Genomic DNA, 25,127 nt, shown 5'->3' with positions numbered 1-25,127 from the left:
TCTTCCTTTTCGTGGCCTGATTAACGCGCCGTCCTCTTGCGGATCTTTACCAGTCCCTTGTTAATACGTGAGGCCCAGAATGGACCTTCATAAAGGAATGCTGTGTAGCCCTGGACCAAAGTTGCGCCGGCATCCATTCGCTCCTGCACATCCGTTGCGGTTTCCACACCACCGACGGCGATGAGTACCAACTCGTCCCCTACAGCGTCCTTGAGCCTCCGTAGAACCTCCAAAGACCGATGCTTGAGGGGCGCCCCCGACAATCCGCCTGCTCCCAGTGACTCAACCTTCGCAGCATCGGACAGCAGTCCGTCACGGGAGATCGTGGTGTTGGTGGCGATGATTCCATCAAGTTTCAGGTCCAAGGCCAGTCGAGCGACGTCGTCGATGTCGTCATTGGACAAATCCGGCGCAATCTTGACCAGCAGGGGCACGTGGCGTCCGGCAGCTTCATCAGCAGCGTCCCCAACTGCCCGCAACAGCGGGCGCAGCGTTTCCACATTCTGGAGCAGGCGAAGACCTGGTGTGTTGGGAGAGCTGACGTTGACTACGAGGTAGTCAGCCGCGGGAGCCAGGCTGCGTGCACTCACCAGGTAATCCTCGGTGGCATCGTCGAGTTCCACCACCTTGGTCTTGCCGATGTTAACCCCGATAACCGGGCGGACGTCCGGGTGCTGCCTTTGCAAAGCAGCCCGCGCAGACTTGAGCCTTGGCGCGACTGAAGCGGCGCCGTCGTTATTGAACCCCATCCGGTTAATCACCGCGCGGTCCTCAACCAAGCGGAACAGCCTGGGCTTCTCATTGCCTGGCTGCGCCTGGCCCGTGATGGTTCCCACCTCCACATGCCCGAATCCAAGCTCAGCCAACGCTTCGATGCCGTGACCTTCTTTGTCGAAACCTGCCGCCAGGCCGAAAGGTGACGGGAACGTCAGTCCCAGCGCCTCCGTGCGAAGTGAAGCGTCGGGAGCTGTCAGCCGGGCAAGGATCCGGCCGGCACCGGAGCGATGGGCTGCCCGGATTCCCTGGAAGCCGATCTTGTGTGCCTTCTCGGCATCCATCCAGGAAAAGGCCAGCTTGAAAAATGTGGGGTAAACACGCATGGTCCTAGTTTTCCGCCTCATGGACAACTCACCAAACCCATGACCACCAATCCCGCTAGCATGTACGCATGCCTGGGGATTATGGTGACGCAAATCATGGACGCTGCAGGATCGATGCCGACGTCGTAGTGGTCGGCGCAGGCCTGTCCGGACTGGTTGCGGCCGCCACAGCCTATGCCGCGGGCAAGACGGTGGCTGTGCTGGATCAGGAGCCGGAAGCTTCCGTGGGTGGACAAGCCCATTGGTCTTTTGGCGGGCTTTTCATGGTGAATACCCCTGAGCAGCGGCGTCTGGGCGTCAGGGACAGCGCTGATCTCGCCCTGCATGACTGGCTCGCCTCCGCAGCTTTCGACCGGTCCGAAGACGGGACGGCCCGTCAGTGGGCCGAGGCGTACGTCGACTTCGCCGCCGGAGAGAAGCGGGCGTGGCTTAGGAGCCTTGGCGTTGGCATCTTCCCGTTGGTGCAATGGGCGGAACGCGGCGGCTATGGGCCGGAAGGCCATGGCAACACCGTCCCCCGCTTCCACGTCACATGGGGTACGGGGCCTGCCTTGGTGGAGCCGTTTCTCGCCAAGGTCCTGGAAGGCGTAAGGAGCGGCCGGGTCAGTTTGCACTTCAGGCACCGCGCCCTGTTGCTGACAACGACGACGGGCAGGATCACGGGCGTTTCGGGCGAGGTTCTTGAACCGTCGACGGCGATGCGGGGCCAAGCGTCCGCGCGGGTCGCCGTCAGTGGTTTCGAGGCCACGGCAGGCGCTGTTGTGGTGACCACGGGTGGCATCGGCGGCGATCACGCCGCCGTCCGCAGCCAGTGGCCCGGGGGAAAGGCGCCCGAGCACATGCTGAGTGGCGTGCCGGCTTCCGTGGACGGCAGTTTCCTTCCCGTCGTGGCAAGCGCTGGTGCTGCTTTGGTCAACGGCGACCGCATGTGGCACTACCCGGAAGGAATCCGCAATTACGATCCTGTATGGCCCAATCATGGAATAAGGATCCTGCCCGGGCCCTCCTCGTTGTGGCTCGATGCCAAGGGCCGCCAGTTGCCCCCGCCGCTGTTCCCCGGTTTTGATTCCTTGGGGGCATTGCGCCACATCGTCGGAACGGGACACGACTACTCATGGTTTGTCCTCAACCGCACCATTGCCCTCAAGGAACTTGCCCTGTCCGGTTCCGAGCAGAACCCCGACCTCACCGGCAAGGACGTCCGACTGCTTGCATCACGCCTGCGCCCAACCGGCGACACACCTATCCAGCGTTTCCTGGACCGGGGCGTGGACTTTCTGCAGGCGTCATCACCCGGGGAACTGGCCTCAAGAATGAACCAGCTCGCAGGCAACTCCCTCATCGGAACCCGCGCGCTTGAAGAACTGATCAGCGCCCGGGACCGTCAAGTGGCAAGCGGCCTTGGGAAGGACCCACAGCTCGCCGCCATCAGGGCAGCACGTCGATTTGCCACGGACAAACTGATGCGGGTGGCACCACCGCATCGGCTGACTGACCCGGCGCATGGCCCGCTGATTGCCATCCGGCTCTCCGTATTGACAAGGAAAAGCCTGGGCGGCCTCGCAACGGACCTTCGTTCAAGGGTCCTGGACCGTGACGGGCAAGCCATCCCGGGTCTCTACGCAGCCGGCGAAGCAGCGGGATTCGGCGGTGGCGGCATCCATGGATACCGGGCATTGGAAGGAACATTCCTGGGCGGTTGCCTCTTCTCCGGGAGGGCGGCTGGCAGGGAAGCCACCGCCAGTGTCTAAGCTAAGGCCATGGAGTGGACGGAAGACTTCCTGGGAGCGGACTTCCAATCCTGTGGCCTTGATGCCACGGGAACCGATGGCGTGGTCCGCCACGCCACGCTGATCCGCCACCGCGTGGAGCCGAAGAACGGGGATACCGGTCGCAGTGAGGGCGCTCCGAAGCGGTTTGGTGCCGTTTTGTTCCTGCACGGATGGAGCGACTACTTCTTCAATACCGAGCTTGCCAGATTCTGGGCGGGGCAAGGATATGACTTCTACGCCCTGGACATGCACAACCATGGACGGAGCCTCCAGGCCGATAAACCGGGCGGCTACGTTGCAAACCTGACGGACTACGATGCCGAGATCAATCGGGCCGTCAGCGTGATTCAGGCCGATCGCTCAGCATCACCGCGCGGCACGCTGACACTTATGGGGCACTCAACAGGGGGTTTGGTGGCCGCTTTGTGGGCCAGCCGCCATCCAGGAGAGATCCATTTCCTCGTCCTGGACAGTCCTTGGCTCGAAATGCACGGCAGCTCACTGGTTCGCCGGGCTGCACAGGCCATGGTGGCACCGCTTGCAAAGCTGCGACCCGAGACCATCTTGAAGTTGCCTGAGCGAGGATTCTACTTCCGCAGCATCAGTAGTACCGCAGAAGGGGAATGGGCCTTGGACGAGAATTACAGGCCCCCTTTGGCGTTCCCTGTGCGTGCCGGTTGGCTTCGCGCCGTATTTGCCGGACATTCGCAGGTTGCGCGGGGCCTGAAACTGGACATCCCTGTCCTTGTGTTGACCTCCACCGCCAGCGCCAATGGAATGGTTTGGCACGAATCCATGCGCCGTTCCGATGCGGTCCTGGATGTAGGTGTGATCGCGCTCAGGGCCATGGCATTGGGCCGCAGCGTCACCTTGGAACGCATCGACGGCGGTCTGCACGACGTCTTCCTGTCGGCGCCTGCGGTGCGAAAGGATGCATATGCGCGGCTGGCCAGGTGGATCAACGGGTTCATGCACGACGCCGTGCCGGAGGGCCAGCAGGAAGGGGAAACATGACCACAACGGAGGGGTCGGTATCAGTGTGGGAGCGCGACATTCTTGGCCACGGCTACGAATGCCTCGAGCTGCCGCTCAAGGCCGATGATGAAGGGCCCGTCAAAGCGACGCTCGTCAGGCACGCCCCACCGGTTGAGCAGGCCTCGCCTCAAGGCATCCTCGACTTCCTGACGTCGTTCACGAAACGCAAGCGCCGCGCATCCCCGGCCGATCCTGGCGGAGCGCCGCGGGTGGTTCTCTACTTGCATGGATGGGCAGACTACTTCCTGCAAACCGAGCTTGCCGAGTACCTCACGGCGTCGGGCTTTCATTTCTATGCGTTGGACCTCCGCAAGTTCGGCCGTAGCTTGTTGCCGGGCCAGACGCCCGGCTACACCTCGGACCTGAGCGTCTACGACGAGGATCTTGCAGCTGCCTTAGTGGAGATCGAACGCGACGTGGCGGCACGGACCAGCAACGGTGCGTCCCCCACTATCCATATGCTTGGCCATTCCCTTGGGGGCTTGATCGCTGCGCTTTGGGCCGACCGAAATCCGGGCAGGTTGGGAACCCTGGTCCTGAATTCCCCCTGGCTTGAGCTTCAAGGCAGCAGCCTCGTCCGCAGTATCGCCATGCACCTGGTGGAGCCTTTTGCCCGCACGGACCCCAAACGCCCCTTCCGTTTTCCGGAGATGCCTGCCTATTGGGAGAGTGTCAGCAATGAAGCCCATGGCGAGTGGATCCTCGACCCAATCTGGCGTCCGAGGGTTTCCTTCCCCATCCGGGCTGGTTGGACGAAGGCCGTACTGGCTGGCCATGCGGCGGTAGAGCGCAAGCTCAACATTGACGCCCCCGTACTGGTGCTCCTCTCCGGGCGGACCAGGATCCAAGCAGAGTGGACGGCTGACCTGATGCGGGCGGACGCGGTCATTGACGTTGAGGAAACCTCGCGACGGGCGCTTGGCCTTGCCCGCCGGACGGCTGTGTTCCGCTACCCGGGCGCCCTTCATGACATCTTTCTGTCGAGACGCACCGTCCGGCAACAGGCCTACCGCGACGTCGCCGTCTGGCTGGCCGCATACCCGTACTGATTCAGCAAGCGTGTGCTAGTTCTTGGCGGGCGCAGCGTCCACTGCTCCCCCGTAGCGCCTATCACGCTTGGCATAGATCTCGACGGCGTCCCATAGTGTCCTTCTGTCGACATCCGGCCACAGAGTGTCCATGAAAACGAATTCCGCATAGGCCGATTGCCACAGCAGGAAGTTTGAGAGCCGCTGCTCCCCCGAACTACGCAGGAATAGGTCCACGTCCGGGAGGTCGGGCTCGTCGAGGTACTTCTGGATGGTCTTCTCGGACACCGCCCCGGGCTTTAATCTTCCTGCGGCGACGTCGTGGGCAATAGCCGAAACAGCGTCGGCGATCTCAGCCCGGCCACCGTAATTAACACACATGGTCAACGTGCATGTGTCGTTGGCCCGCGTGTAGTCCTCGGCCTCCTCTAATTCCTTGATGACCGAACCCCACAAGCGGGGCCGACGACCAGCCCACCTGATACGGACGCCCCACTCATCCAACTGGTTGCGTTGACGGCGTAGCACATCCTTGTTAAAACCCATGAGGAATCGGACTTCCTCAGGCGAACGTCGCCAGTTCTCCGTTGAAAACGCGTAGACACTGACGTATTTGATGCCGAGCTCGATAGCTCCTGCCATCACGTCCAGCAGGGCAGGCTCGCCGGCTTTGTGACCTTCAACGCGAGGGAGGCCACGCTGATTGGCCCAACGCCCGTTGCCATCCATGACGATGGCAACGTGCTGCGGAATGAGCTCACTTGGGATATTCGGCGGCAATGCCCCGGAGGGGTGTCCGTAAGGGGCAACTACTGGTGCCGTCCTGGCCGTTATCGCCTTGCTCTTCTTACCAAGTGCCACTGTCAGCTTCGCTCCACGTGTTTGAGTGATTTCAAGGCCCGCTCCAGATGCCATTGCAGGTAGCTGGCCACCAGCCCCGCCGCTTCGCGCCGATGCCTCGGGTCGGATGAATCGGCTACGACCCAATCGCCGGTCAGCAACGCACCGAGCAGCACTACCGTCTCCGGTGCCGGCGCAGGCGAACCGGGCGGTCGGCAATCACTGCAAACCATTCCGCCAATCGGAGCGGCAAAGGCTGTATGTGGTCCCGGGCGACCACAGCGGGCACAAGCTGTGAAACTCGGCGCCCACCCGCCTGTAGCCAAAGCGCGCAGCAGGTAGGAGTCCAGGATGAGTTCTGGTGGATGGTCGGAGCGGCTGAGGGCGGCCAGCGCACCAACCAACAGATTATATTGGGCCGTCCCGGATTCGGTATCAGCATCCGTCAGTTTCTCGGCGGTCTCGGTCATGGCCGCAGCCACGGTAAACCGCCCATAGTCGGCAGCGATACTGCTCCCGTAAGCACCCTTGGCTACGGCCTGCGTCACGATGTCGAGCGTCCGCCCGGAAACCAACTGCAAGTCCGCAACCATGAATGGCTCCAGGCGTGCCCCAAACCGGCTGGTGGTCCTCCGTACGCCCTTTGCCACGGCACGGACTTGCCCATGGTGTTTGGTCAATAAAGTGATGATGCGATCCGCCTCGCCCAACTTGTGGGTACGGAGCACCACGGCATCGTCCCTGTAGGACCGTGCTGCAAACGACGGATTGGCCACAACTAATCTTCGCACTATGCCTGGATCCAGCGGTGACCGCCGGACCGTTTGGTGACGGTATTTCCCGTCACCAAACGGTAGGCGCCTAGGCTCGGGCGTCCCGAACGGCCCGGTTGACTGCGGAAATCAGTGCCTTGAGGGACGACGTCGTGGTGCTGGGATCAATGCCCACGCCCCACAGGACCCGCTCACCTACGGCGCACTCAACGTAAGCCGCCGCGCTGGCGCTGCCGCCTTCAGACAGGGCATGCTCACTGTAGTCCAGCACACGGACATCAACGCCGTCGTGGTGCAGGATATCCAACAGTGCAGCGATGGGACCATTGCCATGGCCCGTCCGCCGAACTTCCACGCCATCGATCCGCAGGTTCGCGTTCATAGTCATGGCACCGGCTTCATCGGTCTCTGTGCTTACGCTGCCCAGCGCGTAACGCCCCCACTGTGCCTGCTCTTCGTCGGACGGCAGGTACTCGTCCTGGAAGACCTGCCACAGTTGCGCGCCGCTGACCTCGCCACCCACGGCATCGGTCCGGCGCTGGATGACGCCGGAGAATTCGATCTGGGCGCGACGGGGCAGGTCCAGGTTGTGCTCGTTCTTCAGCAGGTAGGCAACCCCACCCTTGCCCGATTGCGAGTTGACGCGGATGACGGCTTCGTAGCTGCGGCCGAGGTCCTTGGGATCGACAGGCAGGTAAGGAACCTGCCAGGTGAAGTCGTCCACAGACCTGCCGGCTGCTGCGGCGTCCTTCTCCAGCGCTTCGAAGCCCTTCTTGATGGCGTCCTGGTGGGAACCGGAAAAAGCCGTGAAGACGAGGTCGCCGCCGTACGGGGAACGCTCGGGGACCGGCAGCTGGTTGCAGTACTCCACAGTGCGGCGGACTTCATCGATGTCCGAAAAATCGATCATGGGGTCAACACCCTGCACGAACATGTTCAATCCCAGAGTCACGAGATCCACGTTGCCCGTACGCTCACCGTTGCCGAACAAGCAGCCTTCGATCCGATCGGCGCCCGCCAGGTATCCCAGCTCGGCGGCAGCGACGCCCGTGCCGCGGTCGTTGTGCGGGTGCAGGGAGATGATGATGCCCTCCCGGGGGTGCAGATTACGGTGCATCCATTCAATCGAGTCGGCGTAGACGTTCGGGGTTGCCATCTCTACGGTTGCCGGCAGGTTGATAATGACCTGCTTGTCGGCGGAGGCTTCAAAGACGTCGGCAATGGCGTTGCAAACACGGGCGGCATACTCAAGTTCGGTTCCCGTGAAGGACTCCGGCGAGTACTCGTACGTGATGTGCGTATCTTCCAGCGTCTCTTCGTACTTCTTGCACAGGCGGGCACCCTGCAGGGCGATGTCGAGGATACCGTCTTCATCCTGGTTGAAGACCACGCGCCTTTGCAGGACGGACGTCGAGTTGTACAAGTGGACGATTGCCTGCTTCGCACCCACCAAGGACTCGTAAGTCCTCTCAATGAGGTGTTCACGTGCCTGGGTCAGCACCTGGATGCTGACGTCATCGGGAATATGGCCGCCCTCGATGAGCTGGCGTACGAAGTCGAAATCGGTCTGCGAGGCCGAAGGAAAACCGACTTCAATCTCCTTGTACCCCATCTTGACCAGCAGCTGGAACATCTTCAGCTTGCGGGCCGGGCTCATGGGGTCGATCAGTGCTTGGTTGCCGTCGCGCAGGTCCACTGCGCACCAACGCGGGGCTTTGGTGATGACTTTATCCGGCCAAGTGCGGTCAGGAACGTCGACGGTGATCTGGTCCTGGAACGGCAGGTAGCGGTGAATAGGCATACCGGAGGGCTTTTGTGCATTACGCATGACGTGTGGCCTTTTCTCTAAGAACTAACTGAAAGCTTAGCCGGACACAACGGAACTCCGCGGCGAGGATGGCCCAGCTTCAGATAGCTTTCAGGCCTCGCCGCGGCAGCTAAGAAGAAGCATCGCCGTACGCACAATTTCACAGTAACACGATGCGTATGATGACAGTGCAACACCTCATGCAACGTCCACTATGCAGACGCCGCCACGGTGGAAACGCCGGCGCAGTGTCCACACAAGGAGCCACAGTGCCACAGTCGGGGATCACTCTTTCGAACATCGATCACAGCGTCCGGCCCCAGGACGACCTCTACCAGCACGTCAATGGCGCGTGGCTCAACAGCACGACGATCCCGGATGACAGGCCGTTGGAAGGTACCTTTACGGCACTGCGGGATGGCGCCGAGCTGGCCGTTCAGGCGATTATCGAAGAAGCTGCCGGCAAGGGCGAGTCCGCAACCGGCGTCGAGCAGCAAGTAGGCGGCCTGTACGCCAGCTTCATGGACCAGGCCGCGGCCGAGGAAAAGGGGCTCGACCCAGTCCGGGGTCGTCTCGAAGCAGTTCGTTCCGTAGGGTCCGCAGATGAACTGGCTGCCCTGATCGGCCGTTTGTTCCGGTCGGACGTCACGGGCTTGTTCTCCATCTACCCGGCGCCGGATGCCGGGAACCCGGAGCGCATCCTTCTGTACATCGGGCAAGGTGGCCTGGGACTGCCGGACGAGTCCTATTATCGGGAGGAAAAGTTTACGGGCATTGTGGCCGCCTACGGCGAGTACATTGCCAGGTTGTTCACCCTCGCAGGCATCCCCGACGCACAGGCGGCCTCCACGCGCATTCTCGGCCTCGAAACTGCCCTGGCGTCGCATCACTGGGACAATGTGACGCTGAGGGATCCCCAGAAAACCTACAACCTCAAGTCGGCCGATGAAGCCGCGAATATCTTCCCGTTGCTGGACACCTGGTTCGAAGCCGCGCGGGTTGAGCGGGATAAGCGTCATGAGATAGTTGTCAGCACCCCGGACTTCTTCGCCGGCGCCGCGGGATTGTTGGAGTCCGAGCCGCTGGAAACGTGGAAGGAATGGCTGACGCTCAGGGTTCTTAGCTCGGCTGCCCCCTACCTTTCCTCAGAGTTCGTCGACACCAACTTCGACTTCTACGGCACCAAACTCAGCGGCACGCCCCAAAACAAGGAGCGTTGGAAGCGAGGAGTTGCCGTTGTCGAGGCTGCGCTTGGCGAAGCCGTCGGACAAATCTACGTGGAGCGGCACTTCCCCGCCGGCCACAAAGCAAGGATGGAGACCCTCGTCGCCAACCTGATCGAGGCTTACCGCGAGAGCATCTCCTCCCTGGACTGGATGGGCGAAGAAACCAAGAAGGAAGCCCTCAGGAAGCTGGAAGCCTTCCGGCCAAAGATCGGTTTCCCGGAAAAATGGATCGACTATTCCGCCGTGGAAATCGATCCCAAAGACCTGCTGGGCAACGTGGAACGCGCCCATGATGCTGACGTCGACCGGCATCTGGACGAGATCGGCAAGCCCGTTGACCTGACCAAATGGCTCATGACACCTCAAACAGTCAACGCCTACTACCACCCCATGCTGAACGAGATCGTTTTTCCGGCCGCGATCCTCCAGCCGCCCTTCTTCAACGCAGACGCTGACGATGCTGTGAACTACGGCGGCATCGGGGCTGTGATCGGACACGAAATCGGACACGGGTTCGACGACCAGGGTTCCCAGTTCGATGGAAGCGGGGCACTGCGCAACTGGTGGACTGAGGAGGACCGGTCCGCATTCGAAGCTCTCACGGCCAAGTTGGTGGCCCAGTACGACGCCCTCTCCCCCTACGCTGCACCCGACCATAAGGTCAACGGCAAACTGACCCTGGGCGAAAACATCGGCGACCTGGGCGGCCTGACGATTGCGTATAAGGCCTACCTCCTTAGCTTGGGCGACGCCGAGCCCGAGGTCATCGACGGCTTCACAGGCCAGCAGCGCTTCTTCATGTCGTGGGCAGCCGGCTGGCGCCAAGTGATCCGCACAGAGGAAGCAATCCGACGGTTGGCCACGGATCCGCACTCCCCGAACGAGTTCCGCACCAATGCCATCGCCCGCAACCTCGACGCTTTCCATGCAGCATTCGGTGTCAGTGCGACGGATGGTATGTGGATGGAATCGGAAGACCGCGTGAGCATCTGGTAGGACAGGGATGAGAGAGGCCGGGCCATGTGGCCCGGCCTCTCTCATGCTCCAATGTTTTCCACGATCAGCTATTGATCGATGTACAGCGGATTTACCTGCTGGCAAACGGCCTCACTGGCTGTCTGATTCACCACGTCCGACGGAACCGACGCTGCGCCGTAGGCAGTACCCGTCCCGAAGTCCGTACCAACGTAAAGCTGGACTCCCGCTACTCCCGGCGCTTCTTGCACCTGGGCCGCCGGGATACCGTACAGAGTGGCGACGTCAGCTGCCACGTCGGCAAAGCCAGCCCCGTAGTAGAGCACTGTCTGGTCCACGGGGTTCGCCAGATATGACACCGCCTGGGTAAATCCATTGCCCGTCAGCACAGCCATCAGTTCCTGGGCCCTCGCGGCAATGCCACTGCCGTTGGCAACTGCGACAGGCTGGATCGCCTTATCGTAGGCGGGGGCCGCGGGCGTGGTGGCTGTGGGCTGGGCCGCAGGGGTTTCCGTCGCGGCCGGTGAAGAGGTAGCACCGGGTGTCGTCAGGTCAAGGTCAGCGCGCAAAGCGGCGAAGAGTTGGGAAGCCTGGGGCTCAATGAGCTCGAGCCTGTTCGGATCAACTGCTGCTGCTTGAGTCGGCACGGCGACGAACGCGACCTTGGACACATCAATGTCCTTCAACCGCCCACCGATGGTCAACAACGACGGCACGGACGCCAGCCCCTCATCCACGGTGAGGTTCTGCGTTACCACGTCTGCTATCTGCAGGAGTCTCTGGGGGTTGCCCAGGGTTCCTTCATCCTTGAGCTTCCTTGTCAGGGACGAAAGGAACGCCTGCTGTCCCTTGATGCGTCCAAGGTCGCCTCCGTCACCAAATGCGTGTCGGGTCCGCAGGAAGGCGAGGGCTTGTTCTCCCTCCACCAGCGAGTCACCTTTGGGCAGGCGAAGCCGGGAGTCCGGGTCAAAGACGGGGTCGCTGACACACACATTGACGCCGCCGATAGCGTGGGACAACTCCTTGACGGCGTTGAAGTCCGCCATCATGAAGTGGTCGATTTCAAGGCCAGTCAGCTTGTTGATGGTATCCACCGCACAACCGATGCCGGCTTCTGCCATGGCCTCGTTGATCATAACGCCGCTGCGGGCGGGGAACGTCTGGTTGTTGGTGTGGTCCGTACATTGGGGCACGTTCACCAAGAGGTCACGCGGGAAACTCATGACGCTGACGCGCTTGTTGTCGGCTGAGATGTCCAGGAGCATCATCACATCGGAGTGACCGTAGCCCGTGGAATCCTCGGAGGTTCCGTACTCCGAGTTCTTTCCGTCACGGGTGTCAGAACCAAGGATAAGGATTTGCAGGCGGTCGGATTTGTCATTGGCCAGGGCCTCCCCGGAATCCCGGGACTCCCCGGCGCTCAAGGGTGCCTTGGTAATGTTGCTCTGCAGCCGGATGAACCAAAAAGCCGCAAAGGCAACACCGGCAACCAGGGCCACGGAAACCACGCCGGTAACAATCTTCAGCCAGAGCGGAAGTCCTTTGCGGACCTTCATATGGCGGGGAGTGCCCTCGGCATCCTCGCCATGGCGGGCCGCAACGGAGCCAGCGGTGCCGGTGCCCTGCGGGCGGGCGTCACGACGTCGCACTATTCGGTTTACCTTTCCTCAAACACGTGGATTCCCGCCATCATAGTTGCCGATTCTGGGAAGTTCCTTATCGGGCCGAAGCCACGCCGGGACGTGTGACGCCGTTTAGAATCCGAGTTTGACCAATTGCTTGGGATCGCGCTGCCAGTCCTTGGCTACCTTGACGTGCAAATCAAGATAGATCCTGGTACCCAGCAGTGTCTCGATTCCCTTGCGCGCGTTGGTCCCCACTTCACGCAGCCGGCTTCCGCCCTTGCCGATGATGATGGCTTTCTGGGAAGGACGCTCAACGTACAGATTTACCCGCACATCCAATAGCGGGTTGTCTTCGGTTCGACCTTCGCGGGGAACGATCTCGTCCACCACCACGGCCAGGGAATGCGGAAGTTCGTCCCGGACACCCTCCAGGGCGGCCTCACGGATGAGTTCGGCAATCATGACCGCCTCGGGCTCGTCCGTCAATTCCCCATCGGGATAAAGCGGCGGCGACGACGGCATATGGCTGATGAGTACGTCAGCGACCGTGGAGACCTGGAAGCCGTCGGCCGCGGAAACGGGAACGATGTCGGCCCACCCCTGCTCGCCGAGGACCTCCCGCCCCAAAGCTGCCACGGCAAGCAACTGCTCAGTCAGCGCTTGACGGTCCACGAGGTCGGTTTTGGTCACCAGGGCCACGATCGGCTTACGCCCCACGGCGGCCAGTTGCGCCGCAATGTATTTGTCGCCGGGGCCGATCTTTTCGTTCGCCGGCAGGCAGAATCCAATGGCGTCCACTTCGGCCAAGGTATCGGCCACGAGTTCGTTGAGGCGCTTACCCAACAGCGTACGGGGCCTGTGCAGGCCAGGGGTGTCTACCAGAATCAACTGCGCATCGTCGCGATGGACAATACCTCGGATGGTGTGACGAGTGGTCTGGGGCTTGGCTGAGGTGATGGCCACTTTCTGGCCGACCAAGGCGTTGGTCAGCGTCGACTTACCGGCGTTCGGCCGGCCCACCAACACCGAGAAGCCTGCGTGGAAGCCGCCGAAATCATCATCGGCATCGAATTTCTTATTTTGCTTGCTCACGTGGAACTCCCTGTTGCGTTGAGTCGGCGTCTTCGAGTAGGTCTTCAAAGTCAGTGTCTTCCTTTGGCATGGCTGCCGCAATGATATGGCTGACCCTGTTTCGGCGACCCTCAAGCCTATCCGCCCTGAGTGATATTCCGTTCACCTCAACGGAGCTTCCTACAATCGGAACCTGGCCGAGGGCCTTGGCCAGGAGGCCACCCACGGTATCGACCTCGTCGTCGTCGAGGTCGATGTCGAACAATTCACCCAGGTCATCAATGCTCATGCGGGCGCTGACCCGGAACGTGCCGTCGCCAAGGTCCAGGGCTTCTTCCGCGGCGGCATCGTATTCATCAACGATTTCGCCCACGATTTCCTCGATAAGGTCTTCCAGGGTGACCAGCCCGGCGGTTCCGCCGTATTCGTCAATGACGATCGCCACGTGGGTTGATTCCTGCTGCAGTTCCCTGAGGAGGTCGCTCACGAGCTTGGATTCAGGGACGTAGCGGACGTCCCTGGCGAGGGAATCAACGTCATGCGCCTGCAGCCCGGGTTCGCCGCGATGCATGGCCGCGGCTACATCCTTCAGGTAGAGAATTCCCCGGATTTGGTCCGTGTTCTCGCCAATAACCGGAATCCTCGAATATCCGGAACGTAGAAAAAGACCCATGGCCGCCTCAAGGTCCGAGCCGGTACCGATGCTGACGATATCCGTGCGAGGGACCATGACCGAACGCACCAACGTGTCGCCGAAGTCAAAGACCGAATGGATGAGCTCTGCTTCGTTGTCCTCGATCATGTCCGACTCAGCGGCACGATCCACGAATTCCCGGAATTCTTCTTCGCTCACAAACGCGTCGTCGCCACTCGGGGCACCGGGAGCCACAGCTTGGCCAAGCGCCACGAGCCAGCCGGGGATGGGACCAAGAATCCAGCAGAGGAACCTGATCAACGGAGCTGTGAAACGTACGACGGGTCCGGAATGTGCACGGCCCAACTGCCTGGGCGAAACACCAACCAGGACAAAGCCGATCACGGCCATGATTCCGGTGGCCGCAAGGCCGGCGAGCCACACGTTGTCCAACAAGCTGTGCAGGACCACCGCAACGGCCACGGCAGCGGCCATTTCGAACCACACACGCCAGAAGCGCAAGGCGCGCATATGCGCGATGGGGGCTTTGAGGATGCCACTTAGGGCTTTGCCCTTGCTGCGGACGATGGATTGTTCGGCCTCATGCCGGGGCAGGAAGTTGAAGGCGGCCTCGGCAGCAGTCAGCAAAGCGACGAAACTGAGGAATACCAGTGCCATGCCGACCAGGATGATCCAGGTCACTGCATGGTCTCCATGGGGGCATCCTTGCCCAGGAATTCAGACAGCAGTTCGCGCTGCAAACCGAACATCTCTTCTTTTTCTTCCGGCTCAGCATGGTCGAACCCGAGAAGGTGAAGGATGCCATGGGTGGTCAGCAGCAGCATCTCGTCCTGGGTAGGATGTCCGGCGTTGCGTGCCTGAACCTCGGCCACTTGGGGGCAGATGGCGATGTCGCCCAACATGCCTTGCGGCGTGGGTTTGTCAGGGGTGCCCGGCGTCAGCTCGTCCATGGGCACCGACAAAACGTCTGTGGCCCCAGGCTCGTCCATGAGTTCGATATGCAGCTTCTCCATGGCGGGTTCATCAACCAGCAGAATTGAAAGCTCGGCCTGCGGATGGATGTACAGCCGCTCAAAGATGAACCGGGACAACGTCACCAGCTGGGCCTCGTCCACCGCCACGCCGGATTCGTTGTTGACTTCAATGCTCATTTGCGTTCTCCACGTTTGTACTGTGTGCCGGCGGCGTCGGTGCGGTGCGCGTCATCCCATGTGCTGTAAGCGGAGACGATATCTGCGACCAGGCGGTGCCGTACCACGTCAGCCGCCTCAAGAATGGAAAAGTTGACGTCATCGATACCGTTGAGGATTTCGCGGACAATCCGCAGGCCCGACGTAGCACCCAGCGGAAGGTCGATCTGGGTGACGTCCCCGGTGACCACCATTTTGGAGCCGAACCCAAGACGCGTCAGGAACATCTTCATTTGTTCCGGAGTGGTGTTCTGGGCTTCATCGAGAATGATGAAGGCATCGTTCAGAGTTCGTCCGCGCATGTAGGCCAAAGGAGCCACCTCGATGGTCCCTGCAGCCATCAGCCGCGGAATGGACTCCGGATCCATCATGTCGTGCAAGGCATCGTAAAGCGGGCGAAGATAGGGATCGATCTTGTCGCTCAACGTGCCGGGCAGGAACCCCAGCCGCTCCCCCGCTTCCACGGCAGGCCGCGTCAGGATAATCCGGCTGACCTCCTTCATCTGGAGCGCCTGGACAGCCTTGGCCATGGCCAAGTACGTCTTACCCGTACCAGCTGGACCGATACCGAAAATCACGGTGTTTGCGTCGATGGCATCCACGTAGTTCTTCTGGTTCAGCGTCTTGGGCCGGATGGTCTTGCCCCTGCTGGAAAGTATGTTGTGCGTCAGGACATCAGCAGGATTCTGCACGGACTGGGTCCTCAACAAGGAGACGAGCTGCTGAAGGACGTCCGGGGTGACCACGGTTCCCTTTGCCACGAGACCACGGACTTCTTCGAGAAGTCTCATGATCCGGGGGATGACGGTGGAAGGTCCCGTCATGGAGAGCTCGTTGCCGCGGACATGGAAATTGACGTCCTGGAACTGTTCCTCGATGTACCGCAGGGCTTCGTCGTGGCTGCCCAGCGAGTGAACCATCTGGTCGGAGTTATCGAACGTGACAACTTCCGTGCGCGTGCCCGGTAAGGTGTGCGGGAACTCGTTGGGCGGCTGGTTGCCGTTTCCGGTCCTGAGCCGCCCGTTCAAAGATTCACTCATAGTGCTGGCCGTCAGGCCTGTTCTCCTCCGGTTGGTCGTAATAACGCCATCGATTCGACATCAGCGGTGGACTTTCAGCGACCGCATTGATGCCGGAATGTCTCCAATCCTACGCCAGCCCGGCCTGCGATGAACCTCAGCAGGCGGCCACGTTCCGGCGCGCATCGTGATTGCCGACTTTTTGTCTCAACTCTGCATCAAGCCGGTATCAATCACGTTTCAGTTGGCGCAGGTCCACGGAATCCCGGCCGCCCGCCGTCGGCAATGTGCCAAGCTGGCATAGCGGGTGGAACCACAACCCCGCACCCCAGCCGCTCCATGGCTCCCAAATAAATGCAGGGACAGGACAGGAAACCCATCAAGAAGTCAGCCAACAACGCTCCGGGCGTGCACAAGCGGACCAAGTCCGCTATCGCCGTGCCTGTGATGCTTGCTGCCCTCTTGCTGACTGGGTGCATTGCCAACGGCGAGAGCACCCAGGCCACATCCAGTCCGCCGCCTTTGACCATGCAGGATGCCCCGGCCAGCAACGCCCCGTTGGAGACTACCCAGGCCTCAACCAAGATCCCGGTCTATTGGATTGGGCGCAGCAAGGAAGAGGTCTACCTCTACCGCGAGTTCAGGGATATCTCCGGCGACGGAAACCCCGTGACCACGGCGCTGCGGATCATGATGGCGGAAAAGCCACTGGACCATGACTTCTTCACGCCATGGCAGGAACCGGCCAGCCTGGCCACGTCCATTTCAGGCAAGAACGTGATTACCGTCGACATTTCCCGCGACGCATTCAATTCGAACCTGGACGCCGGTATGGCGCAGCGGGCCATACAGCAGCTGGTGTATACGGCGACAGCAGCGGCTTCGTCCTCGGGCCTCATCAATTCCGGACAGCAGATCCAGGTGGTCATCCTGGTTGACGGACACAAGGATTACATGGCGTTCGGGCAAATCCAGTTGGGTCAGCCCATGGCCCGCGATGCCTCCCTGGTGGCGCCTCTGTGGATCATCGATCCACAGGAAGACACCTCGATGCCCACAGGCTTGGTCAAGTTCAATGGGCGGAGCACCGACAGCTCCAAACCCATCGCGTGGCAGGTCCTGCAGGACAACGGCAAGGGCGAGAAGACAAGTCTGCTGACGGGTCAAACGAAAGCCACGGGCGAACCCGGACAGTACGGCCTCTTCACGTTCGGCGCCACACTCAAGGCCGGTCAGTACGAGGTACGTGTCTCGCAGGTCGACGATGCTGGAAACACGATCGCGACAAGCACTGACACCCGGTTGTTCAGGGTCGGATAGCTCCTCAGGGTAGCCCGGCCGGCTACCAGCGACCCAGAATGTCGCTCGCAAGAACGACGGCGGCAGGTCCCGCCGTCGACGATCGCAGAACGTGATGACCCAACAGCGCCGTAACGGCCCCGGCGTCACTGAGCCGCGTTACTTCGCGGGGCGAGATTCCACCCTCCGGTCCTACGATCAGAAGTACTTCCCGGAACGTCCCGGTGTCCGGTCCACCCTGCAACACCTCGAGGACAGTCCTCAACGGGTTTTTGGCGTCCTCGTGCAGGATGATGGCCAGGTCGGCGGCGGCGACTGCTTTGGCCAAGGCTCCGGTATCCACGATTGTCCGCACGTCCGGAATCCATGCCCGCCGTGCTTGCTTGGCCGCGGCGGCTACCACAGACTGCCACTTCCCATGGGCTTTGGCGGCGCGGTCGCCCTTCCAGCGCACGATTGATCGCTCTGACTGCCACGGAATCACTGCGTCGATACCCAGCTCGGTGGCCGTCTCGATGGCAAGTTCATCGCGGTCACCCTTGGCCAAGGCTTGGACGAGCACCAAGCGGACGTCGGGCTGGTCCTCGAAGACAACATCGGAAGCAGTGACGGTCAGGCCGGCGGGCCCGGCGTCGGCGACCGTGCCGGTCAGCCGTGTGCCGGAACCGTCGGCAATGTCAACGGGCTCCCCCACTGCCAGTCTCTTGACCGTGACGGCGTGCCGTGCTTCAGGCCCCTCCAGCACGAACGTGCCACCGGGACTTACATCGCCAAGACTCCCGGCCGGGGTGAAGAAAACGGGGTTGCTCACCGCTACAGGTTACCGAGCTTGTCACGCAGCTTTGCGAACATGCCGCCACTGGCCACGAGTTTGCCTTCGGTGAACTGCTCCCCGCGAAGCTTGGCGAGCTGCTGCAACAATTCTTCCTGGGCGGGATCAAGCTTGCTCGGCGTTTCAACATGGAGGTGCACCTTGAGGTCTCCCCTGCCGTAACCGCGCAGGTGGGTGACGCCAAGGCCGCGGAGCGTGATGACCTCGCCCGACTGGGTTCCGGCCTTCACATCAATGTCCTGTGCGCCATCGAACGTTTCCAGTTGCAGCTCAGTGCCCAGTGCAGCGGCTGTCATGGGCACGCTGAGGGTGGCGTGGAGGTCGTCGCCTTCGCGCATGAACATGGAATCGTTGTTGACCCGGATCTCCACGTACAGGTCGCCGGAGGGGCCGCCTGCGGGTCCTGCTTCGCCTTGGCCGGACAACTGGATACGCGTACCGGTCGCAACACCGGCGGGCACCTTGATGGTCAGGGAACGGCGGCTGCGGATGCGGCCCTGGCCGTTGCACTCGTTGCAGGGATCCTTGATGACCGTGCCGAAACCCTCACAAGATCCGCAAGGGGCCGTGGTCATGACCTGGCCAAGGATGGATCGGACGGCGCGCTGGACCTGGCCGCTGCCGCCACAAATGTCGCAACGTTCCGGATGGGTTCCCGGGCGGCAGCAGCTGCCGTCGCACGTAGGGCAGGTGACGGCAGTGTCTACTTCGAGCTTCTTGTTAACACCAAATACGGCGTCCTTGAGGTCAATACGGACACTGATGAGGGCGTCTTGTCCGCGACGAACGCGGGAAGCCGGTCCACCGTGGCCGCCGCCGCCACCAAAGAAGGTGTCGAAGATGTCCTGGAACGCGAAGCCCTGGCCGGAGTAGCCACCGCCGAAGCCGTTGTCCGTTCCGTTCTCATTGCCGGTGGCATCGTAGACGCGACGCTTCTGGGGGTCCGACAGAACCTCGTAAGCATGGGTCACGGCCTTGAACTGCTCCGCGACATCCTCACCCGGATTTACGTCCGGGTGGAGTTTCCGCGCCAACTTGCGGTACGCCTTTTTGATCTCTTCCCCGGTGGCTTCCGGCGAGACTCCCAAAACGTCATAGTGGCTGCTCAAAGTCGGTATCTCTTCCTTGTCGTACTGCGGATGTTTCCTCGGGCCTGCGTTCAGCCGCCGAGAATGCGTGAAAGGTAGCGGGCCACGGCCCGAACTGCTGCCATGGTGGTTGGATAATCCATGCGGGTTGGACCGAGGATTCCCACTTTGGCACCCGAGCCGTAGCCAGTGGCCACCACCGAAGCTTCGGCCAAGCCGTCATAGGGGTTCTCCCGGCCGATGCTCACCGTGACGCCGCGGGGGTCGTCCCCCATGTCGGACAACAACCGGAGCATGACCACTTGTTCCTCAAGGGCTTCCAGCACGGGTCCGATACTCAACGGGAAGTCCACGTTGGACCGGGCAAGATTGGCTGTGCCGGCCATGAGGATGCGCTCTTCGCGGCTGTTGTCGCTCAGTGCCTGCAGTCCGTGCGCCAGTGTTTGAGCCAGGCCACGGAGTTCCGGCGGGCACAGGGCAACCACTGAGGGAAGTACTTGCGGCAACAGGGCCAGTTGCGTCCCTGCAATGCTGCCGAGGAATCGTGACCTCAGAAGCATCAAAGCGTCATCGCCCACGTCCGAGCCTGCCTCGATGACCTTCTGGCCAACGCTCCCGGTATCCGCAATCAGGACGACGAGCACTTGCTTGGGAGCCAGGAGGACGAACTCCACGTGCCGCACCAGCGCCCGGTTTGAGTGTGGATATTGCACGACGGCGACCTGGTTGGTCAGCTGCGACAGGAGCCGCACGGTGCGCTCCAGGATGTCGTCGACGTCGTCGGGCCCTTCAAGCAGCGAATGGATCGCGCGGCGTTCCGCCGCGGACAGCGGCTTGACCTGGGAGATGCGGTCCACGAACAGGCGGTAGCCCTTATCAGTGGGAATGCGTCCGGCGCTGGTGTGGGGTGCCGCAATGAGGCCTTCTTCTTCAAGAACAGCCATGTCGTTCCGGATGGTGGCACTTGAAACACCGAGGTGGTGTCGCTCCACGAGGGCCTTCGATCCGACAGGCTCCCTGGAATGCACGTAATCTTCAACGATGGCACGCAGTACTTCCAACTTGCGCGGTTCACTCATTACTCCACCTCCTGACGACTGCCATGGTCACTGCGACCGGCCACCGCGGGATCCCATGGGATCACCGCACTTAGCACTCAACATGCCCAAGTGCTAACCAGTCTAGTATGAGCCACCCCGTTGCTAGCATTGAAACTGCCCATGGCCAGCATCAAGCAACCCAGCATAAACCAGTACAAAAAGGTAGGAATTCCTTGGCTTTCGACTCTTGGGGTCCGCAGGACCTAGCAGCTCCAGCCAAACGACAACTCCCCGAGGTAGCCGTCCAGCGCGGGATGGTCCTCGAAGATGTCCAGTCAGGCTGGGTGGGCGAAGTCACTCGGGTTGAAAAAACCGGGGGCATGCACATCGTGTCCCTTGAGGACAGGCGTGGTAAAACGAAGTCCTTCCAACTCGGCTTCGGCTTCCTGCTTGAAGGCCAACCCATCCGGTTGATGCCTCCGGCCCCCCGCCAAGCGACGGCCCCCGCGCAACCGGGACGAACGGCCTCGGGGTCGGTGAAGGTCCAGGGACAACGCGCCCAAGTGGCAAAAGCCAGCCGGATCTGGGTGGAAGGAAAGCACGACGCCGAACTCGTGGAGAAGGTCTGGGGCGACGATCTCCGCGTCGAAGGCATCGTGGTGGAGCCATTGCACGGCGTCGATGACCTCAAATCTTCCATCGCCGCCTTTAATCCGGGCCCTGGCCGCCGCCTAGGCATCCTGGTGGATCACCTCGTGGCCGGATCCAAGGAGTCCCGCATTGCGGCCGAAGCCATGACGGTCCCCGGGGCGCCAGGAAATGTCTTGATTGTCGGCCACCCGTACATCGATGTCTGGCAGGCCATCAGGCCGAAGGTGCTCGGCATCGATGCCTGGCCTTCCGTGCCTCGCGGCATCGACTGGAAGACGGGAATTCTCACCGCCTTCGGGTGGCCTCACGAGACCGCTGAGGACATTGGCCTGGGCTGGCAACGGCTTCTCGGGGCGGTTCGCAGTTACGCCGACCTTGAGGCCTCCCTGCTGGGCCGAGTGGAGGAAGTCATCGATTTCCTCACGGTTCCCTGACACTGGCCCCGAAAGCGGCAGCAACTGACGTGTCTTCGTGGCGCTTGTCCCGGGAAGTCCACGGAGGCCGGTATTCTGGGACAGCAACACCGCAGCATCTTTACAGCAAAGGGAACACACCGTGGCAGAGAACGCTCCTGAAGAACCGGGCAGCGCCGCAGGCCAGCCCCAGTACCATGGCGCGCCTGCAAATGCGCTGCCACTGACCGCCAGCGAGGACCGGCAGTGGGCAACCTTGGCCCATTTTGGCGGCATTTTGGGATGCCTGCCATCTCTCCTGATCTACCTGATCTTCCGCGACCGCGGACCCTTCACGGCACAGGAATCCAAGGAAGCGTTGAACTTCACGCTGCCTCCTACAATCGCCGCAGTTTTGGCGAACATCCTGGTGCTGCTGCCTGTGGTGGGCAACATTTTCGCAGTGATCGCCACCGGCATCTGGGTGGCCCTGACGTGCTTCTCCGTCTCGGCGGGCATCCGGGTCAACCATGGCCAGCCGCACCGTTACAAGCTCAACCTGCGCTGGATCAAGTAGCTTCCCGCCGCCTTCGCCCAACCACTGATTGTTAGTCGGGCAGGATCCTGCGCACTACAGCGTCAGCGAGCAGTCGACCCTTCAACGTAAGGATCAACCGGCCCTTGAAGGCCTGCACCGGATCCACAAGTTCATCGGCAATGAGCCCAGCCATCGCGTGGCGACCAATCGCGTCCAACGCATCTACGGCCAACCCGGTACCCAGCCTTGCTTCAAGCATGACGCGCTCGACTTCCCGTGTGTCGGAGTCCAAGGTCTCCCGTCCTGCTGCCGGCGAGCTTCCTGCAGCCAACCGTCCGGCATAAGCAGTGGGGTGCTTGACGTTCCACCAGCGGACGCCTCCCACGTGGGAGTGCGCTCCTGGACCGATGCCCCACCAGTCGTCCCCGCGCCAGTAGGCCAGATTGTGCCGGCAGGCTTGGTCCGGCGTCCTGGACCAGTTACTGACCTCGTACCAGCTCAAACCGGCTTCAGAGATCATTTTGTCGGCCAGTTCGTACTTAGCGGCGTGATCGTCGTCGTCGATGCCCGGCACTTCGCCACGCCGGATTTGGGCAGCAAGTTTGGTGCCGTCTTCCACTATCAACGCGTAGGCACTGATGTGGTCAGGTTCGTAAGACAGAGCCGTCTCAAGCGACAACCGCCAGTCCTCCATGGACTCCCCCGGCGTACCGTAGATCAGGTCGAGGCTGACGGCGAGCCCGGCCTCTCGCGCCCACTGCACAACGAGCGGCACACGACTGGGAGTATGGGTGCGATCCAGCACCTTCAGGACATGCGGCACAGCTGACTGCATGCCGAACGAGACCCTCGTGAAACCGGCCTCGGCCAGTACCCTCAGGGATTCGGGAGTCACCGAATCGGGATTGGCTTCAGTGGTTACTTCAGCACCGGGCTCAAGCCCCCAGTGCCCGACGGCGGCACGCAGGATCCGTGCCAAGTCTTCCGCGGGCAGGAGTGTCGGAGTGCCGCCACCGAAGAAGACTGTGCTCATGCGCCGTTGAGGCAGCCCCGAGGCGTCAAGGGCCACAGCCGCAAAGTCGAGCTCGGACACTGCGGTGGTGGCGTAGGCATCCTGGGAAGCACCGCCTCCCAGCTCGGTGGCTGTATAGGTGTTGAAGTCACAGTAGCCACAACGAACGGCACAAAAAGGGATATGGACGTAGAGCCCAAACTTGCGGTGCTCGACGCCAGCCAACACCTGCGGAGGCAGTATGCCGTCCGCAGGTGCCGGATCGCCCAAAGGTAGGACGCTGGGCATCTACTTCTTGGCCTTGTCCTTGGACTCGTCAGTGGTCAGGGCTGCGATGAATGCCTCCTGGGGCACCTCGACGCGACCCACCATCTTCATGCGCTTCTTGCCTTCCTTCTGCTTCTCCAGCAGTTTGCGCTTACGGGTGATGTCACCGCCGTAGCACTTGGCAAGAACGTCCTTGCGGATGGCCCGGATGCTTTCGCGGGCAATAATGCGGGACCCGATGGCAGCCTGGATGGGCACCTCGAACTGCTGCCTCGGAATCAGCTCGCGAAGCTTCCCGGTCATCATCACACCGTAGGCGTAGGCCTTATCCCGGTGCGTGATGGCGCTGAAAGCGTCCACTTGCTCACCCTGCAGCAGGATGTCGACCTTAACGAGGTCGGCGACCTGTTCGCCGTCGGCCTTCCAGTCAAGCGAGGCGTAGCCACGCGTCTTGGACTTCAGGAGGTCGAAGAAGTCAAAGACGATCTCGGCCAGCGGGATCCAGTAGCGGAGCTCGACGCGGTCCTCGGACAAGTAGTCCATGCCGCGCATCTGGCCGCGGCGGCTTTGGCAGAGTTCCATGATGGACCCAACGAACTCGTTGGGCGCGAGGATGGTTGCCGAAACCATTGGCTCACGGACTTCGGAGATTTTGCCTGTGGGGTATTCGCTGGGGTTGGTGACGTGGATGACCTTCTTGTCCTCGAGGGTCACCTCATACTCCACGTTGGGAGCGGTGGAGATGAGGTCGAGGTTGTACTCACGCTCCAAGCGCTCACGCGTGATCTCGAGGTGAAGCAAACCAAGGAAGCCAACGCGGAAGCCGAAGCCGAGTGCTGCAGACGTCTCGGGTTCGTAAACCAACGCAGCGTCGTTGAGCATCAGCTTTTCAAGAGCATCGCGCAGGACCGGGTAATCCGTGCCGTCAAGGGGGTAGAGACCAGAGAAGACCATCGGCTTGGCGTCTGCGTAGCCGCTGAGTGACTCCGATGCCGGCTTGGCCAGGTTGGTGACAGTATCGCCAACCTTGGACTGGCGTACATCCTTAACGCCGGTGATCAGGTAGCCCACCTCGCCGACGCCCAGGCCCTTGGATGGCGTGGGCTCCGGGGAACTGACACCAATTTCAAGGAGCTCGTGCGTTGCCCTGGTGGACATCATCTGGATGCGTTCGCGCGGGTGGAGCATGCCGTCCACCACGCGCACATAAGTGACGACGCCGCGGTAGGTGTCGTAGACAGAGTCGAAAATCATGGCGCGGGCCGGGGCATCGGGATCACCAACGGGCGCGGGAAGGTCGCGGACAATCTTGTCCAGCAGCGCCTCCACGCCTACGCCGGTCTTGCCGGAAACCTTGAGGACGTCATCGGGATCGCCGCCAATCAAGTTGGCAAGCTCCGCTGCGTACTTCTCGGGCTGGGCGGCCGGAAGGTCGATCTTATTCAGCACAGGAATGATGGTGAGGTTGTTTTCCATCGCCAAATACAGGTTGGCGAGGGTTTGTGCCTCGATACCTTGGGCCGCATCCACCAACAGCACTGCGCCTTCGCAGGCGGCAAGCGAGCGGGAAACCTCATAGGTGAAGTCGACGTGGCCGGGAGTATCGATCATGTTCAGCGCATAACTGTTGCCATCGAGTTCCCACGGCATACGGACAGCCTGGGACTTGATGGTGATGCCGCGCTCACGTTCGATATCCATGCGGTCCAGATACTGGGCCTTCATGTCGCGTTGCTTAACGACGCCGGTGTACTGCAGCATGCGGTCGGCCAAGGTGGACTTACCGTGGTCAATGTGGGCAATGATGCAGAAGTTCCGGATGATGGCCGGATCTGTTGCGGCGGGCACCGGTGCGGTGCGGGCCATGGGAGACACGCAGGATCCTTACTGTC

Annotated in this window: 21 protein-coding genes; 7 read left to right on the top strand and 14 right to left on the bottom strand. The window is 61.5% G+C overall.

Going from position 1 to position 25,127, the window contains the following annotated elements; translation table 11 throughout:
- Nucleotides 1-20: 20 nt before the first annotated feature.
- Complete coding sequence (locus ACSSVG_RS20715; protein ID WP_231342851.1) at nucleotides 21-1,100, bottom strand: quinone-dependent dihydroorotate dehydrogenase; 1,080 nt, start codon at nucleotides 1,098-1,100, stop codon at nucleotides 21-23.
- 68 nt (nucleotides 1,101-1,168) lie between these two features.
- Between ACSSVG_RS20715 and ACSSVG_RS20710 the strand changes: the two genes are divergently transcribed.
- Genes ACSSVG_RS20710 through ACSSVG_RS20700 form a run of 3 tightly spaced genes read left to right on the top strand, consistent with a single transcriptional unit; the run spans nucleotide 1,169 to nucleotide 4,956 of the window.
- On the top strand, nucleotides 1,169-2,851 hold the full coding sequence (locus ACSSVG_RS20710; protein WP_231342852.1) for an FAD-binding dehydrogenase: 1,683 nt from the start codon (nucleotides 1,169-1,171) through the stop codon (nucleotides 2,849-2,851).
- Between the two features lie 9 nt (nucleotides 2,852-2,860).
- Nucleotides 2,861-3,886 carry an alpha/beta hydrolase gene (locus ACSSVG_RS20705; protein ID WP_231342853.1) on the top strand — a complete coding sequence of 342 codons (1,026 nt, stop codon included), beginning with the start codon at nucleotides 2,861-2,863 and terminating at the stop codon, nucleotides 3,884-3,886.
- Entirely contained in the window at nucleotides 3,883-4,956 is a 1,074-nt protein-coding gene (locus ACSSVG_RS20700; protein ID WP_492416059.1) for an alpha/beta hydrolase, read from the top strand. Before ACSSVG_RS20705 ends, ACSSVG_RS20700 begins: the two co-directional genes overlap by 4 nt.
- Nucleotides 4,957-4,971: 15 nt before the next feature.
- Here ACSSVG_RS20700 and ACSSVG_RS20695 read toward each other — a convergent pair whose 3' ends face one another.
- From ACSSVG_RS20695 to leuA, 3 genes are all read right to left on the bottom strand, one after another.
- A complete protein-coding gene (locus tag ACSSVG_RS20695) occupies nucleotides 4,972-5,796 on the bottom strand; it encodes an isoprenyl transferase (RefSeq protein WP_492416057.1) in 825 nt (274 codons plus the stop codon).
- Between the two features lie 2 nt (nucleotides 5,797-5,798).
- A complete protein-coding gene (gene recO / locus ACSSVG_RS20690) occupies nucleotides 5,799-6,551 on the bottom strand; it encodes a DNA repair protein RecO (protein ID WP_231342857.1) in 753 nt (250 codons plus the stop codon).
- Nucleotides 6,552-6,636: 85 nt separating this feature from the next.
- Nucleotides 6,637-8,376, bottom strand: coding sequence for a 2-isopropylmalate synthase (leuA, locus tag ACSSVG_RS20685; protein ID WP_231342860.1), 1,740 nt, complete (start codon nucleotides 8,374-8,376; stop codon nucleotides 6,637-6,639).
- Nucleotides 8,377-8,624: 248 nt separating this feature from the next.
- Between leuA and ACSSVG_RS20680 the strand changes: the two genes are divergently transcribed.
- A complete protein-coding gene (locus ACSSVG_RS20680; RefSeq protein WP_492416055.1) occupies nucleotides 8,625-10,577 on the top strand; it encodes a M13 family metallopeptidase in 1,953 nt (650 codons plus the stop codon).
- A gap of 68 nt (nucleotides 10,578-10,645) precedes the next feature.
- Here the strand turns inward: ACSSVG_RS20680 and ACSSVG_RS20675 are convergent, their stop codons facing one another.
- The 5 genes from ACSSVG_RS20675 to ACSSVG_RS20655 form a co-directional block, all read right to left on the bottom strand.
- A complete protein-coding gene (locus ACSSVG_RS20675; protein ID WP_253468289.1) occupies nucleotides 10,646-12,205 on the bottom strand; it encodes an LCP family protein in 1,560 nt (519 codons plus the stop codon).
- A 105-nt stretch (nucleotides 12,206-12,310) separates the two neighbouring features.
- The gene (gene era, locus ACSSVG_RS20670) at nucleotides 12,311-13,273 is read right to left on the bottom strand and encodes a GTPase Era (RefSeq protein ID WP_159699334.1); all 963 of its coding nucleotides are present in this window, start codon (nucleotides 13,271-13,273) and stop codon (nucleotides 12,311-12,313) included.
- On the bottom strand, nucleotides 13,257-14,588 hold the full coding sequence (locus ACSSVG_RS20665; protein ID WP_492416052.1) for a hemolysin family protein: 1,332 nt from the start codon (nucleotides 14,586-14,588) through the stop codon (nucleotides 13,257-13,259). The genes era and ACSSVG_RS20665 overlap by 17 nt, the downstream gene beginning before the upstream one ends.
- Nucleotides 14,585-15,058, bottom strand: a complete 474-nt coding sequence (ybeY, locus tag ACSSVG_RS20660; protein WP_089595199.1) for an rRNA maturation RNase YbeY — start codon at nucleotides 15,056-15,058, stop codon at nucleotides 14,585-14,587. The genes ACSSVG_RS20665 and ybeY overlap by 4 nt, the downstream gene beginning before the upstream one ends.
- Nucleotides 15,055-16,137, bottom strand: coding sequence for a PhoH family protein (locus ACSSVG_RS20655; protein ID WP_492416049.1), 1,083 nt, complete (start codon nucleotides 16,135-16,137; stop codon nucleotides 15,055-15,057). The genes ybeY and ACSSVG_RS20655 overlap by 4 nt, the downstream gene beginning before the upstream one ends.
- A 426-nt stretch (nucleotides 16,138-16,563) precedes the next feature.
- On the opposite strand from ACSSVG_RS20655, the gene ACSSVG_RS20650 reads away from it, so the two are divergent.
- Nucleotides 16,564-17,436: a GerMN domain-containing protein gene (locus tag ACSSVG_RS20650; RefSeq protein WP_231342948.1), complete on the top strand. Its 873-nt coding sequence runs from the start codon at nucleotides 16,564-16,566 to the stop codon at nucleotides 17,434-17,436.
- A 22-nt stretch (nucleotides 17,437-17,458) separates the two neighbouring features.
- Here ACSSVG_RS20650 and ACSSVG_RS20645 read toward each other — a convergent pair whose 3' ends face one another.
- The 3 genes from ACSSVG_RS20645 to hrcA are packed head-to-tail and all read right to left on the bottom strand — an operon-like array spanning nucleotide 17,459 to nucleotide 20,414.
- Nucleotides 17,459-18,226 (bottom strand): 16S rRNA (uracil(1498)-N(3))-methyltransferase, encoded by a 768-nt coding sequence (locus ACSSVG_RS20645; RefSeq protein WP_492416047.1) that lies wholly within the window; start codon nucleotides 18,224-18,226, stop codon nucleotides 17,459-17,461.
- Between the two features lie 2 nt (nucleotides 18,227-18,228).
- Entirely contained in the window at nucleotides 18,229-19,356 is a 1,128-nt protein-coding gene (gene dnaJ / locus ACSSVG_RS20640; RefSeq protein WP_231342934.1) for a molecular chaperone DnaJ, read from the bottom strand.
- Between the two features lie 50 nt (nucleotides 19,357-19,406).
- Nucleotides 19,407-20,414, bottom strand: coding sequence for a heat-inducible transcriptional repressor HrcA (gene hrcA / locus ACSSVG_RS20635; RefSeq protein ID WP_231342936.1), 1,008 nt, complete (start codon nucleotides 20,412-20,414; stop codon nucleotides 19,407-19,409).
- A 194-nt stretch (nucleotides 20,415-20,608) separates the two neighbouring features.
- Here hrcA and ACSSVG_RS20630 point away from each other — a divergent pair, with 194 nt between their 5' ends.
- Both ACSSVG_RS20630 and ACSSVG_RS20625 read left to right on the top strand, forming a co-directional pair.
- The gene (locus ACSSVG_RS20630) at nucleotides 20,609-21,460 is read left to right on the top strand and encodes a DUF3097 domain-containing protein (protein ID WP_231342938.1); all 852 of its coding nucleotides are present in this window, start codon (nucleotides 20,609-20,611) and stop codon (nucleotides 21,458-21,460) included.
- 121 nt (nucleotides 21,461-21,581) lie between these two features.
- Nucleotides 21,582-21,995: a DUF4870 domain-containing protein gene (locus ACSSVG_RS20625; RefSeq protein WP_159699313.1), complete on the top strand. Its 414-nt coding sequence runs from the start codon at nucleotides 21,582-21,584 to the stop codon at nucleotides 21,993-21,995.
- Nucleotides 21,996-22,026: 31 nt separating this feature from the next.
- On the opposite strand, the gene hemW is transcribed toward ACSSVG_RS20625, so the two are convergent.
- Nucleotides 22,027-23,256 (bottom strand): radical SAM family heme chaperone HemW, encoded by a 1,230-nt coding sequence (gene hemW, locus ACSSVG_RS20620; RefSeq protein WP_231342940.1) that lies wholly within the window; start codon nucleotides 23,254-23,256, stop codon nucleotides 22,027-22,029.
- Entirely contained in the window at nucleotides 23,257-25,110 is a 1,854-nt protein-coding gene (gene lepA, locus ACSSVG_RS20615; protein ID WP_231342943.1) for a translation elongation factor 4, read from the bottom strand.
- Between the last annotated feature and the right edge of the window lie 17 nt (nucleotides 25,111-25,127).

The sequence above is a fragment of the Paenarthrobacter sp. E2MeOHC11 genome, from assembly GCF_058744955.1.
This window is presented reverse-complemented; position numbering and strand designations above follow the sequence as displayed.